The sequence below is a fragment of the Streptomyces resistomycificus genome (assembly GCF_001514265.1).
Lineage (GTDB): Bacteria > Actinomycetota > Actinomycetes > Streptomycetales > Streptomycetaceae > Streptomyces > Streptomyces resistomycificus.
In genome coordinates this window covers 45,674-59,158 of sequence record NZ_KQ948988.1, presented here as the reverse complement: position 1 = coordinate 59,158, position 13,485 = coordinate 45,674, and the positions used below count along the sequence as shown (strand labels likewise).

At 71.9% G+C, this 13,485-nt stretch carries 11 protein-coding genes; 4 read left to right on the top strand and 7 right to left on the bottom strand.

The annotated features are described in order from the left end of the window. The first annotated feature begins 22 nt into the window (after positions 1-22). Entirely contained in the window at positions 23-475 is a 453-nt protein-coding gene (locus tag AQJ84_RS00235) for an ATP-binding protein (RefSeq protein ID WP_030041148.1), read from the top strand. On the opposite strand, the gene AQJ84_RS00230 is transcribed toward AQJ84_RS00235, so the two are convergent. The 3 genes from AQJ84_RS00230 to AQJ84_RS00220 form a co-directional block, all read right to left on the bottom strand. Beyond that, on the bottom strand, positions 435-1,874 hold the full coding sequence (locus AQJ84_RS00230; RefSeq protein WP_053192927.1) for an amino acid permease: 1,440 nt from the start codon (positions 1,872-1,874) through the stop codon (positions 435-437). The two genes, AQJ84_RS00235 and AQJ84_RS00230, sit on opposite strands and share 41 nt — an antisense overlap. 152 nt (positions 1,875-2,026) lie before the next feature. Then, on the bottom strand, positions 2,027-3,034 hold the full coding sequence (gene argF, locus AQJ84_RS00225; RefSeq protein ID WP_030041145.1) for an ornithine carbamoyltransferase: 1,008 nt from the start codon (positions 3,032-3,034) through the stop codon (positions 2,027-2,029). Positions 3,035-3,095: 61 nt separating this feature from the next. Beyond that, positions 3,096-4,319 (bottom strand): arginine deiminase, encoded by a 1,224-nt coding sequence (locus AQJ84_RS00220; RefSeq protein ID WP_030041144.1) that lies wholly within the window; start codon positions 4,317-4,319, stop codon positions 3,096-3,098. 133 nt (positions 4,320-4,452) lie between these two features. Here AQJ84_RS00220 and AQJ84_RS00215 point away from each other — a divergent pair, with 133 nt between their 5' ends. Together AQJ84_RS00215 and AQJ84_RS00210 are read left to right on the top strand one after the other, a co-directional pair. Further along, positions 4,453-5,490 (top strand): SPFH domain-containing protein, encoded by a 1,038-nt coding sequence (locus tag AQJ84_RS00215; RefSeq protein WP_053192925.1) that lies wholly within the window; start codon positions 4,453-4,455, stop codon positions 5,488-5,490. Continuing rightward, positions 5,487-6,380, top strand: coding sequence for an NAD(+)/NADH kinase (locus AQJ84_RS00210; protein WP_030041143.1), 894 nt, complete (start codon positions 5,487-5,489; stop codon positions 6,378-6,380). Before AQJ84_RS00215 ends, AQJ84_RS00210 begins: the two co-directional genes overlap by 4 nt. A gap of 97 nt (positions 6,381-6,477) precedes the next feature. Here AQJ84_RS00210 and AQJ84_RS00205 read toward each other — a convergent pair whose 3' ends face one another. From AQJ84_RS00205 to AQJ84_RS00190, 4 genes are all read right to left on the bottom strand, one after another. Beyond that, entirely contained in the window at positions 6,478-9,021 is a 2,544-nt protein-coding gene (locus tag AQJ84_RS00205; RefSeq protein WP_053192923.1) for a polynucleotide kinase-phosphatase, read from the bottom strand. Next, positions 9,018-10,496 (bottom strand): 3' terminal RNA ribose 2'-O-methyltransferase Hen1, encoded by a 1,479-nt coding sequence (locus AQJ84_RS00200; protein WP_030041142.1) that lies wholly within the window; start codon positions 10,494-10,496, stop codon positions 9,018-9,020. The genes AQJ84_RS00205 and AQJ84_RS00200 overlap by 4 nt, the downstream gene beginning before the upstream one ends. 144 nt (positions 10,497-10,640) lie before the next feature. Then, entirely contained in the window at positions 10,641-11,516 is an 876-nt protein-coding gene (locus AQJ84_RS00195; protein WP_030041141.1) for a DUF4232 domain-containing protein, read from the bottom strand. A 91-nt stretch (positions 11,517-11,607) separates the two neighbouring features. Then, on the bottom strand, positions 11,608-12,531 hold the full coding sequence (locus AQJ84_RS00190) for an LLM class F420-dependent oxidoreductase (protein ID WP_030041140.1): 924 nt from the start codon (positions 12,529-12,531) through the stop codon (positions 11,608-11,610). 244 nt (positions 12,532-12,775) lie between these two features. Between AQJ84_RS00190 and AQJ84_RS43375 the strand changes: the two genes are divergently transcribed. Then, complete coding sequence (locus tag AQJ84_RS43375) at positions 12,776-12,949, top strand: hypothetical protein (RefSeq protein WP_164873085.1); 174 nt, start codon at positions 12,776-12,778, stop codon at positions 12,947-12,949. The last annotated feature ends 536 nt before the right edge of the window (positions 12,950-13,485 follow it).

Here is a 13,485-nt window from a genome sequence, read left to right as displayed (position 1 = left end):
TTGAAAGCAGGACAGCCTGCTCATGAACGGACCCGCCTTGTACGAACGCCCCGCCGCCTCCGCCTCCTGGCGCATCGCGCTGCCGCACTCCGCCGCGGCCGTGCCGGTGGCCCGTGCCCTGGTGCGCACGGCGCTGGCCGAGCTGGATCACGGGGCCGACAGCGACACCGCGGAGCTGCTGACCGCGGAGCTGGTGGCGAACGCCGTCGAGCACACCACCGGGGACGCGCCCATCGAGCTCGTGGTGGAACTGCTGCCGACCGGCTGCCAGGTGGAGGTGCACGACCCCGACCCGGCGCCGCCCGGTCATCTCACGCGCCCGCTGGACACCGAGCCCGACCCCTGGCAGGAGCACGGGCGCGGGCTGCTGCTGATCCGCGCGCTCAGCTCGTCCTGCGGTCACCGCCCCACCGAGTCCGGCAAGGCGGTGTGGTTCACACTGCCGACGGTGCCCGCTCAGCGGCGTCGGGCGTGACGGGTGCGCCGGCCGCGGTGAGCCGGGAGTTGCGGCGCCCGTAGAGGACGTACACCAGGAGTCCCGCCGCGAGGAACGCCGCGAACTGGATCCAGGTCGTGCCGCCCGTCTCGTACATCAGGTAGAGGCAGAAGCCGACGCCCAGCAGCGGTGTCACCGGATACAGCGGCACCCGGAAGGTGCGGGCCAGGCCCGGCTCCCGTCGCCGCAGCGCGAGCACCGCGACGTTGACGACGGCCATCACGGCGAGTGTGCCGATGGTGCACAGGTTGACCACCGAGTCCAGCGAGGCGAAGGCCGCCGGGACCGCGAAGACGACCGCGACGATCAGGGTGCCGGCCACCGGCGTGGCGGTCCGGGGCGAGACCTTCTCGAAGACGCGCGGGATCAGTCCGTCCCGTGACATGGACATCAGGATGCGGGTCTGGCCGTACATGACGGCCAGGACGACCGAGGCGATGGCGACGACGGCGCCGAAGGCGATCACGCCGCCGCCGACGCCCGAGCCGGTGACCTCGTCGACGACGTGCGACAGCGCGGCGGGCCGGCCGCCGACCCGGTCGCCGCCGATGGCGCCGATCGCGGCGAGCGCGACCGCGCAGTACAGCAGGGTGACCAGGCCGATGCAGACGAGGATCGCGACCGGGATGTCGCGGCGCGGGTTCTTCGCCTCCTCGCCGGCCGTGGTGATCGCGTCGAATCCGATGTACGAGAAGAAGGCGGCCGTGGTGCCCGCGCCGATGCCGCCGAGGCCCGCCGGGGAGAACGGCGTGAGGTTGCCGTCCTGGAACGCGGTGAAGCCGATCGCGCAGAAGGCGACGAGCACGGCCAGCTTGAGGACCGCCATCGCGGCGGTGGCCCGGGCGCTCTCCCGCACCCCGCGGACGAGGAGTACGGCGGCCAGGGCGATGACGATCACGGCCGGGAGGTTGACGACCCCGCCGTCACCGGGACCGGCCGAGAGGGCGTCGGGAAGCCGCAGGCCGAGGAGGCTGTCGAGGAGTTCGTTGACGTACTGGCTCCAGCCGACCGCGACGGCGGACACCGACACGCCGTATTCGAGGAGCAGACACCAGCCGACCAGGAAGGCCGTGCTCTCGCCGAGGCCGGCGTAGGCAAAGGAGTACGAGGATCCGGAGACCGGGATCGCGCCGCCGAGCTCGGCGAACGCGAACGCGGTGAAGACGCAGGTGACGGCCGCCAGGACGAAGGAGACGACGACGGCCGGTCCGGCCTGGGCCACGGAGTCGGACAGGCCGACGAAGATGCCGGTGCCGACGATCGCGCCGACGCCGAAGCAGATCAGCTGGAACAGGCCCATGGTGCGACGGAGGCCGTGGCCTTCGCGGTCGGTGCCGGATTCGGCCACCAGGAGCTGGGGCGACTTGATGCGGGGCATACGGGTGGTGCTCGTTTCTGGTGGTACGGGTGCGACGGGGTGGGTCGCGCGGCGGCCGCGGAAGGGGTGGCTCCGGGCCGCCTGACAGCTTAGGGGTCCTTTCACTATGAGCGACCCGGACGGGCATAGTGAAAGGACCCCTAAGGGCCTGGTCAGGCCAGGGTGGCCACGAGGATCGCCTTGATGGTGTGCATCCGGTTCTCTGCCTCGTCGAAGACGACCGAGTGCGCCGACTCGAACACCTCGTCCGTCACCTCCAGCGACCTCAGGCCGTGGCTCTCGAAGATCTCGCGCCCGACCTTGGTGCCCAGGTCGTGGAAGGCGGGCAGGCAGTGCAGGAACCGCACGTCCGGGTTGCCGGTGGCGCGCAGGACGTCCATGGTCACGGCGTACGGGGCGAGCGCGGCGATCCGCTCGGCCCAGACCTCCTTGGGCTCCCCCATGGAGACCCACACGTCGGTGGCGACGAAGTCGGCGCCGACGACCCCCTCGGCGAGCTTCTCGGTGAGGGTGATGCGGGCGCCACTGGTCTCGGCGAGCTTGTGGGCCTGCCCGATGATCTCCTCGGAGGGCCAGTACGCCTGGGGAGCGACGATCCTGACGTCCATGCCGAGCAACGCGCCGGTGATCAGGTAGGAGTTGCCCATGTTGAAGCGGGCGTCGCCGAGGTAGGCGAAGGCGATCTCCTTGACGGGCTTGGCACTGTGCTCGGTCATCGTCAGAACGTCGGCCAGCATCTGGGTGGGGTGCCAGTCGTCGGTGAGGCCGTTGTAGACCGGCACGCCCGCGTACGCGGCGAGCTCCTCGACGCCGGCCTGGCTGTCACCGCGGTACTCGATCGCGTCGAACATCCGGCCCAGCACCCGTGCGGTGTCCTTCACGGACTCCTTGTGGCCGATCTGCGAGCCCGACGGGTCGAGGTACGTCGTCGAGGCGCCCTGGTCGGCGGCGGCGACCTCGAACGCGCAGCGGGTGCGCGTCGAGGTCTTCTCGAAGATCAGCGCGATGTTCTTCCCCCGCAGGTGACGCGTCTCGTCCCCGGCCTTCTTGGCGGCCTTCAGCTCGGCGGCCAGCTCGATCAGACCGAGGAACTCCTGCTCGGTGAAGTCGAGCTCCTTGAGGAAGTGGCGCCCGGCGAGGGCGGTCGGGACTGTCGCCATGGGGGGCGCTCCAGGGATACGAGAACAAATACCCTGGAAGTCTATACGACGAGCAGCATTTCTATACGGCCGCCCGTTCGACCGGGCAGCTCATGCAGCGCGGCCCGCCCCGGCCCCGTCCCAGCTCGCTACCCGGGATCTCGATGACCTCGATGCCCTGCTTGCGCAGGTGGGTGTTGGTGGTGGCGTTGCGCTCGTAGGCGACGACGACTCCCGGCTCGACGGCCAGCACGTTGCAGCCGTCGTCCCACTGCTCGCGCTCGGCCGCGTGCACGTCCTGGGTGGCGGTCAGCACCCGGATCTCGCTGAGGCCGAGCGCGGCGGCGATCGCGCGGTGCATGTGCTCCGGCGGATGGTCGGTGACCTTGAGCTCCTTGTCGCCGACGCCCGGCTCGATGGTGTACGAGCGGAGCATGCCGAGCCCGGCGTACTGGGTGAAGGTGTCGCCGTCGACCATCGTCATCACGGTGTCGAGGTGCATGAAGGCCCGCCGCTTGGGCATGTCGAGGGCCACGATGGTCTCGGCCGAGCCCGCGGCGAACAGCTTGTGGGCGAGCATCTCGACGGCCTGGGGCGTGGTGCGTTCGCTCATGCCGATGAGGACCGCCCCGTTGCCGATGACGAGGACGTCGCCGCCCTCGATGGTGGACGGGTAGTCCGCCTGCCCCTCGGACCAGACGCGGAACGTCTCGTCACGGAACAGCGGATGGTGCCGGTAGATCGCCTCGAAGTGGACGGTCTCGCGCTGCCGGGCCGGCCAGCGCATCGCGTTGATGGAGACCCCGTCGTATATCCAGGCGGAGGTGTCACGGGTGAAGAGGTGGTTGGGCAGAGGGCCGAGCAGGAACTCGTCGAGTTCCATGACGTGGAAGCGCACGGAGGTCGGCTCCGCGTGCGCGTCGAGGAACTCCCGCTTGGTCATGCCGCCGACCAGCACCTCGGCCAGTTCACCGGCGGGCAGGGTCTCGAAGGCGGCCCGGAGGTGATCGGTGGCCAGTACTCCGTACTCCTTCTCGTCGAAGACCCGGTCCAGGACGAGCGTTCTCGCCGCGGGCACCTCCAGGGCCTCGGCGAGCAGGTCGCCGAAGAGGTGGACGTCGACGCCGCGGTCACGCAGCACGTCGGCGAACCCGTCGTGCTCGGCGCGCGCCCGGCGCACCCACAGCACGTCGTCGAAGAGGAGAGCGTCCTTGTTGCTGGGGGTGAGCCTTTTGAGCTCGAGATCCGGCCGGTGAAGGATGACGCGGCGCAGCCGCCCGGCCTCGGAGTCGACATGGAATCCCATGCCTCCATCCTGACCATCGACGGGCGTCTTGACCCGTCGCTCACGTGATTCCACCCCCTCTTGTTTTCGTCCCATTGACGTTAAGCACACTCCCCCCTTATCGTCGAACAGACGAAAAACGAGGGGATCTCTCATGGCCGACATCACCCGGCGCCTCGGCTGGCGCCATCTGCGCGGCGCGCCCACGGCCCACATCCGGCACCACCGCGCGGGCAGGCTGGTACACGACGGGCCGGGGCTGAGCTTCTGGTTCCGGTCGCTGACCGCCGCGCTGTCGGAGGTACCGGTGGACGACCGGGAGTTGGCGATGACCTTCCACGCCCGCACCGCCGACTTCCAGGACGTGGCGGTGCAGGCCACCGTCACCTACCGGATCAGCGACCCGGCTGTCGCCGCCGCCCGCCTCGACTTCTCCGTGGACCCGGACACCGGCGTGTGGCGTGGCGCCCCGCTGGAACAGCTCGGCACCCTGCTCACCGAGACGGCCCAGCAGCACGCGCTGGACGTCCTGGCGCGCACCCCGCTCGCGGCCGCGCTGGTCGACGGTGTCACCTCGGTGCGCGAGCGGATCGCGGCCGGACTGGCCGCCGAGCCGCGACTGCCCGCGACCGGCATCGAGGTGGTCGCCGTACGCGTGGTGGCGCTGCGTCCGGAGCCGGAGGTGGAACGCGCGCTGCGCACGCCGGCCCGCGAGCAGATCCAGCAGGAGGCGGACCGGGCGACCTACGAGCGCCGGGCGGTGGCGGTGGAGCGGGAACGGGCCATCGCCGAGAACGAGCTGGCCAGCCAGATCGAACTCGCCCGCCGCGAGGAGCAGTTGGTCGACCAGCGCGGCACCAACACCCGCCGGGAGGCCGAGGAACACGCGGCGGCGGACGCGGTGCGGGCCCAGGCGGAGGCGGACCGTGCGGTGAAGCTCGCTCAGGCGGAGGCGGCCCGTGCCGTACAGCTCTCCCGGGCCGAGGCGGAAGGGGCCCGGGAGGTCGGTGAGGCACGGGCTCAGGCGCAGGCCGCGTGGTTGCGGGTGCACGCGGAGGTCGACGTGGCGACGCTGCACGCGCTCACCGGGGCACGGGTCGCGGAGAACCTGCCGCGTATCGAGAGCGTGACCGTGTCGCCTGACGTGCTGACGGGCCTGCTGGCCAAGCTGGCCGCGCAGGAGCGGGCGTGAGCCTGGCGCCCCGGGTCGTGTTCGTCCGTCGCACCACGGAGTACGAGGAGTTGGTGGCCCGGCACGGCACTCACGGCCAGGCCGCGTTCTTCCTGTCCTCCCGGGGCCGGGACATCACGGAACTGGCCGAGCGGCACCGCCGCACCCGGCAGGCGCTGGCCGAGGTCGGCGCCGCGGTCCCGCTGACCTGGCGTCAAGCCCGGGTGGAGCGAACCGACCTGGACCGTTTCCTGTTCGCGCCCGAGGACGTGGTGGTCGTCGTCGGACAGGACGGGCTGGTGGCGAACGTGGCCAAGTACCTGGCGGGCCAACCGGTGATCGGCATCGACACGGATCCGGGGCGCAACCCGGGTGTGCTGGTAAGGCACCGTCCCGCCGACGCGAGCGCGCTGATCCCGGCGGCCCTGACCGGCCACGTGGACGAACTCACCATGGTCGAGGCCGTCGCCGACGACACCCAGCGGCTGGTCGCGCTCAACGAGATCTGTCTCGCGGCCGTCGGACATCAGACGGCCAGATACCGCCTGGGCCTGGAGGGCGACGGGGGTGTCGTCGAGGCCCAGGCCTCCTCCGGGGTGCTGGTGGGGACGGGGACCGGGGCGACCGGATGGATCCGGTCGGTGTGGCAGGAGCGGAACAGCACCCTGTCCCTGCCCCACCCCACGGAGGACCGCCTGCTCTGGTTCGTCCGCGAGGCCTGGCCGTCGCCGGCCACCGGTACCTCGCTGGTGTCCGGCGAACTCCCGGCCAACGCCTTCCTGCACCTCACCGTCGAGTCCGAGCACCTGATCGCCTTCGGCGACGGTATGGAGTCGGACGCGCTGGAACTGCGGTGGGGACAGTCGCTGCGGGTGGGTGTCCGCCGGGAGCGGTTGCGGTTGGTCGGATGAGAGGGGGAGTGTGCGGGCGGGGCGAACACCCCTCGCGCACAAGGCGGGTGGGCGGGCCTTCGCGTCGCCCACCCGCACGTGTCGCCGGCGGTTCGGCTCACAACCGAGGGTCCACCGGCTCCGACTCCAGCGCCAGCACCCCGAACACCGCCTCGTGCACCCGCCACAGCGGCTCGCCCTCGGCCAGACGGTCAAGCGCCTCCAGGCCGAGCGCGTACTCGCGGATCGCGAGGGACCGCTTGTGGTTCAGGAAGCGGCCGCGGAGCCTGCTGAGGTTGTCCGGGCGGGTGTACTCCGGGCCGTAGATGATCCGCAGGTACTCGCGGCCGCGGCACTTGATGCCGGGCTGGACCAGGCGGCCCTGCTCGGTGCGGACCACCGCGCCGACCGGCTTGACGACCATGCCCTCGCCGCCCCGGCCGGTCATCTCCAGCCACCAGTCGACGCCCGCCCGGACCGACTCCGGGTCGGCGGTGTCGACGTACAGGCGCCGGGTGGTCTGCAGCAGGCCGGTCGGGTCGTGCTCCACCAGGCGGTCCAGCAGTGCCAGTTGTTCGTCGTGCGGGAGACCGGCGAGGCTGCGGCCCTGCACGGCGAGGATCTGGAAGGGCGCCAGGCGGACGCCGTCGAGGCCGTCCGTGGTCCAGCAGTAGCGCCGGTAGGCGTCCGTGAACTTCGAGGCGGCGTCGGCCCGTTCGCGCTGGCGGGCCAGCAGGTCCGACACGTCGACGCCGCGTGCCACCGCGCCTTCCAGGGCGGCCAGCGCACCCGGGAACACCGCTCGGGAGGCGGCGCCCACGGCGGCGTACTGACTGCGCAGCAGACCGGCGGCCTTCAGCGACCACGGCATCAGTTCGGCGTCCAGCAGGACCCAGTCCGTGTCGAGTTCGGCCCACAGGCCCGCCTCGTCGATCGCCGACCGCAGGCGGTCGAGGATCTGTTCGGTCACCGACTCGTCGTCGAAGAACGGGCGGCCGGTGCGCGTGTAGAGCGAGCCGGTCGGGCCGTCCACGCCGAAGCGCTTGCGGGCCGCGTCCGCGTCCCGGCACACCAGGGCCACCGCCCGCGAGCCCATGTGCTTCTCCTCGCACACGACCCGCGCGACGCCGTCCTCCTGGTACTGCGCGAAGGCCTCGGCCGGGTGCTCCAGGTAACCCTCGACGTGGCTGGTGGCCGTCGGTGCCATGGTCGGCGGCAGGTACGGCAGCAGGCGCGGGTCCACCGCGAAACGGCTCATGACCTCGAGGGCCGCCGCGCCGTTCTCCTCCCGCACCGACACCCGGCCCGCGTGCCGTGTCTCCACGATCCGCCGCCCGTGCACGTCCGCGAGGTCGAGCGGGCGTCCGTCGTGCCCGCCCGGCGCCTCGCTGCGCAGCGGCTTCGTCGGCTCGTACCAGACCTGCTCGGCCGGTACGTCGACCAGTTCGCGCTCCGGGTAGCGCAGCGCGGTGAGCTTGCCGCCGAAGACGGCACCGGTGTCCAGGCAGATGGTGTTGTTCAGCCAGGTCGCCTCCGGCACCGGGGTGTGGCCGTAGACCACGGCGGCCCGGCCTCGGTAGTCCTCCGCCCACGGGTAGCGCACCGGCAGCCCGAACTCGTCGGTCTCGCCCGTGGTGTCGCCGTACAGCGCGTGCGAGCGGACCCGGCCGGAGGTACGGCCGTGGTACTTCTCCGGCAGACCGGCGTGGCACACCACGAGCCGGCCGCCGTCGAGGACGTAGTGGCTGACCAGTCCGTCGAGGAACTCCCGCACCTCGGCGCGGAACTCCTCGCTCTCGCCCTCCATCTGCTCGATGGTCTCGGCGAGGCCGTGGGTGTGCTGGACCTTGCGGCCGCGCAGGTGACGGCCGTACTTGTTCTCGTGGTTGCCGGGCACGCACAGGGCGTTGCCCGACTTCACCATGGACATCACGCGGCGCAGCACGCCCGGGCTGTCCGGGCCCCGGTCGACGAGGTCGCCGACGAAGACCGCGGTGCGGCCGTCCGGGTGGACGCCGTCGGCGTAGCCCAACTTGCCGAGCAGCGCCTCAAGTTCCAAGGCGCAGCCGTGGATGTCGCCGACGATGTCGAAGGGACCGGTGAGGTGGGTCAGGTCGTTGAAGCGCTTCTCGGTGACGACGGTGGCGTTCTCGGTGTCCTCGACGCCCCGCAGGACGTGCACCTTGCGGAAGCCCTCGCGCTCCAGGTGGCGCAGCGATCGCCGCAGTTCGCGGATGTGCCGACCGATCACCCGGCGCGGCATGTCGGCCCGGTCGGTGCGGGCCGCGTTGCGCTCGGCGCACACCTCCTCCGGCACGTCGAGCACGATGGCGATGGGCAGCACGTCGTGCTGCCTGGCGAGTTCGATCAACTGCCGACGGGACTCCTGCTGCACGCTGGTGGCGTCCACGACCGTACGGCGGCCCGCGGCCAGGCGCTTGCCCGCGATGTAGTGCAGGACGTCGAAGGCGTCCCGGGTGGCGCTCTGGTCGTTCTCGTCGTCGGAGACCAGCCCGCGGCAGAAGTCGGAGGAGATGATCTCGGTCGGCTTGAAGTGCCGTCGGGCGAAGGTGGACTTGCCGGACCCGGACGCGCCGATGAGCACGACGAGGGAGAGGTCGGTGACGGGCAGGACACGCCCCTTGGTCTGCGTCTCGGTCATGCCGCCTTCGCCTCCTTCTCGGTCGTGTGCGGGGCTGCGCTCAGGGAGAAGACAGCCATCTGGGTGGGCGGTCCCACCTCGGGGTCGTCGGGTCCCACGGGCACGAACTCCACGTCGTAGCCGTGCCGTTCGGCGACCGCGGCCGCCCAGGCGCCGAACTGCGCGCGGGTCCACTCGAAGCGGTGGTCGCTGTGCCGGACGTGTCCGGCCGGCAGGCTCTCCCACCGCACGTTGTACTCGACGTTCGGTGTGGTCACCAGCACCGTGCGCGGGCGGGCCGAGCCGAACACCGCGTACTCCAGGGCGGGCAGCCGCGGCAGGTCGAGGTGCTCGATCACCTCGCTGAGCACGGCGGCGTCGTACCCCTTGAGCCGGTTGTCGGTGTACGCCAGCGAGCTCTGGAACAGCCGGACACGCGAGGCCAGCCGCTCCCCCATGCGGTCCAGCTTCAGCCGCCGGGAGGCGATGGTGAGCGCCCGCATCGACACGTCGGTGCCGACGATCTCGGTGAACCGCGCGTCCTTGAGCAGCGCCTGGACCAACTGGCCCTGTCCACAGCCGAGGTCGAGCACCCGGGTGGCACCGGACGCCTGGAGCGCCGTGATGATCGCGTCCCGGCGCTGCACGGCGAGCGGGGTCGGCTTCTCCTCCGTCTCGGCCTCCGCCGCGACCGCGTTGTCGATCTCCTCGACCTCGCTGTCGTCGGCCTCGGCCAGCCGCACCAGTTCGAGCCGTTCCATCGCCTGCCGGGTCAGCGACCAGCGGCGTGAGAGATAGCGGCTGGTGATCAGCTTCTGCTCGGGGTGCTCGGACAGCCAGCCCTCACCGGCCCGCAGCAGCTTGTCGACCTCGTCGGAGGACACCCAGTAGTGCTTGGCGTCGTCGAGGACGGGGAGCAGGACGTACAGGTGACGCAGTGCCTCGGCGAGGGTGAGCCCGGTGGACTCCAGGACGAGACGGACGTAGCGCGAGTCGCCCCATTCCGGGAACTCGGCGTCCAGCGCCACCGGTTCGGCACCGACCGCCCAGCCGAGCGGCTCGAAGAGCTTGCGGACGAGTTCGGCGCCGCCGCGGGCCGGCAGTGCGGGCACCTCGATACGCAGCGGCCGGGTCTGCACGGCGGCCTCGGGCCTGGCGGTGCACACGCCGCGCATCGCACTGGAGAAGACGCCGCTCAGCGCCACGGCGAGCAGTGAGGAGGCGGCGTACGGGCGGTCGTTGACGTACTGCGCGAGCGCGGCGTCCGGGGCGCCGCCCCGGCCCTTGCCCTTGCCCCGCCGGACCAGTGCCACCGCGTCGACCTCCAGCAGCAGCGCCGCCGTGCAGCGCTCGGCGTCCGCCTCGGGGTAGAGGACGTGCGCCTTGCCGTAGGACGTGGAGAACGCCTGCGCCTTGTCGGGATGCTTGTGCAGCAGGAAACCGAGGTCGGTGGCGGGGCGTTCGGGGGTGCCGGTGGTACTGATCGTCAGGAACATGTGGAGGCCTCTCCGGCCGGTGGTCGTGATCGGGTGTCGTACACGCGGGAGCCCCCAGGGATGGTGATCCCGGGGGCTCGGCAGGATGACCGTCCTACGATCCCACAGCCCTGCCGACCGGCGCTTTCGTTTATTCGGGAGCCGCTACCGCCCCTCCGCCGTCCAGGGTCCGACCCCGAGCTTTCCGGTGCTCCCGAGGTCGAGGTGCGGTGTCACCAGCACCGGTGCGGCGCCGGACTTCGCCCGCACCCTGACGTAGGGGGCGTTGACGGCGGGGAGGCCGGCCTCGGTCGTGTTGCGCCACGTCAGTCCGGCCCGGGCGCGCTCGCCGGGCTTCAGGGTGACGGGCCGCGGCGGGTCGTCGGAGCCGGTGCCCGACAGCCCGCCGCCGCCTTTGAGGATCCGGACGCCGTCGACCGGCTTTCGGTCCTCGCCGAGGACGGTCAGCTGCGGGTAGCCCTCGACGCGGTAGTCGGCGGTACCGCAGTTCTCCAGCCACAGGCCGACGACCCGCAGCCCCATCGCGGCGTCCCCCTCGTCCGTCGTGATCCGGACCCCGGAGGACGGGCAGTCCCCCGGATCGGCCGGAGCCTCGGCGGCGGGGACGCTGGTGACCCGGGAGACCTTCACCCGCGTGACGTCGTGGACACCCGGCGCCAGGGGCGGCATCTCGACGGTCCGCCGCACGGTCCGGGCGGGGCCGACGTCACGCACGGTCTGCTCCAGGTTGGTCATCACCTCGCCCGCGGCCGTCGTGAAGTCGAACAGCACGGTGTACGTCAGGGTCTCGGCGCTGTCGTTGGCGACCTCGTAGGCGGCGGAGAGGCCGGAGGTGTCACCGGCCGGAGTGGGGCCGGTCAGACCGGTGACGCGTACGCCGTCCAGTCCCGGATCGGAGAACGTGGCCTGTGGCGACGCGCCGGCTCCGGTGTTTTGGGAACCGGCGCGTTCCGATCCGCAGCCGGTCGTCAGCACAACGGCGGCGACGAGGACCGGCAGCAAGGGGATGGCTCTTCGCATCGGGCCACCCCATCAGTACGCGGCCGTTCCGCCTGTGGCGGAGGTCACAGTTCCGGCCACAGGCCTGTCACAGCGTCTGCTGTGACGACGACTACGACAGCTGGGACTGGACCTGCGAGGAGATCAGCTCCAGGTGGTCCAGGTCGGACAGGTCGAGGATCTGGAGGTAGATCCGCTCCGAGCCGACCCCGGCGTAGCGGCCGATCTTGTCGACGACCTCGGAGGGGGTGCCGGCGAGGCCGTTGGTCTTCAGTTCCTCGACCTCACGGCCGATGGCGGCGGCGCGGCGGGCGACCTCCTGGTCGTCCTTGCCCACGCAGACGACGAGGGCGTTGGAGTAGGTGATCTCGTCGGCCCCGCGGCCGGCCGCCTCGGCGGCGTCGCGCACCCTGCCGAACTGGCGCTCGGCCTCCTCGATCGTGCCGAAGGGCATGTTGAACTCGTCGGCGTACCGCGCGGCCAGGCGCGGGGTACGGCTGGCACCGTGGCCGCCGATCAGCACCGGGACCTTGCCCTGCGCGGGCTTGGGCAGTGCGGGCGAGTCGGTGAGGTCGTAGTACGTGCCGTGGAAGTCGTAGGTCCGGCCGACCTCGGTCGCCCACAGACCGGTGACGATCTCCAGCTGCTCCTCCAGGCGCCCGAACTTCTCCTTCGGGAAGGGGATGCCGTACGCCGCGTGCTCCTCCTCGAACCAGCCCGCGCCCAGGCCCAGTTCGATCCGGCCGCCCGACATCTGGTCGACCTGGGCGACCTGGATGGCGAGTACGCCGGGCAGCCGGAAGGTTCCCGCCGTCATCAGCGTGCCGAGCCGGATGCGCTTGGTCTCGCGGGCCAGTCCGGCGAGGGTGATCCAGGCGTCGGTGGGGCCGGGCAGGCCGTCCACGTCGCCCATCTTCATGTAGTGGTCGGAGCGGAAGAATGCGTCGAAGCCCAGGTCTTCGGTGGCCTTGGCGACGGTGAGAAGAGTGTCGTACGTGGCGCCCTGCTGGGGCTCGGTGAAGATGCGCAGATCCATGTCTCCATCCTGCACGCCGGCATCCCGGTCAACCGCACCGGTCCCACCCGCCACACCGCTGCCCGCGCGGGTGAAATCCGTCAACGCCGGGCGCGGGGACCGATATCGCCAGTGACCCGGTACGGCGGTGATCGTTTCCCGGGCGGAGCCGGACCGCCCGGCGCCCGCACCGGACGGTCGCCGCCGGAGCGTCGTCCGTCGCCCGCGTCGGCCCCCTGTGGGGCCCTGGGCCGAGGAGGCCGTCATGTCCGAAGAGTTTGTGCCACCCCAAGCGGGGAGCGGGCAGCCCAAGGGCCTGCTCCAGCAGATGGAGGAGCTGATGGCGTCCCTGAACGCGGATCTGTCGGCACTGGACGCGGACATGCAGTCGGCGGGCGGCGCCGGCCGACTGCCGTTGGAGGACGGCGAGGCCGGCTGAGAGTCGGCACGGGCGGGACGGGCTCGGGGCGGGGCGTGGGCGGGGGCGGGTCGAGGGGCGGATGCCGGGCGTGGGCGGGGACGGGTCGAGGGCTGGACGCCGGGCGTGGGCGGGGACGGGTCGAGGGGCGGGCGCCGGGCGTGGGCGGGGACAGGTCGAGGGGCGGATGCCGGGCGTGGGCGGGGACAGGTCGAGGGGCGGATGCCGGGCGTGGGTTGGGGTGGGCCGAGGGCTGGACGCCGGGCGTGGGCGGGGGCGGGCGGGGTGGGTCGAGGGGCCGGACGCCGGGCAACGACACGGCCCGTCGAGGGGACCGCGGATGGACGCCGGGCCCGCCGGCACAGGCGGTCGGGGGGCCACGGGCGCCGGCACGGTCAGCCCATGCGGCCCCGCGCCGACCACGGACGCCAGCGCCGAAAATCCTCGCACCGCCGGCCGAGGCCGGGCCCCGGCGCCGCCGGGCTTCGGGTCCGCGGATGACGGTCGGTGCGAGCGCAGACGGCCCACGTGTTCACCGGCGGCGGCCGGGCAGGAGC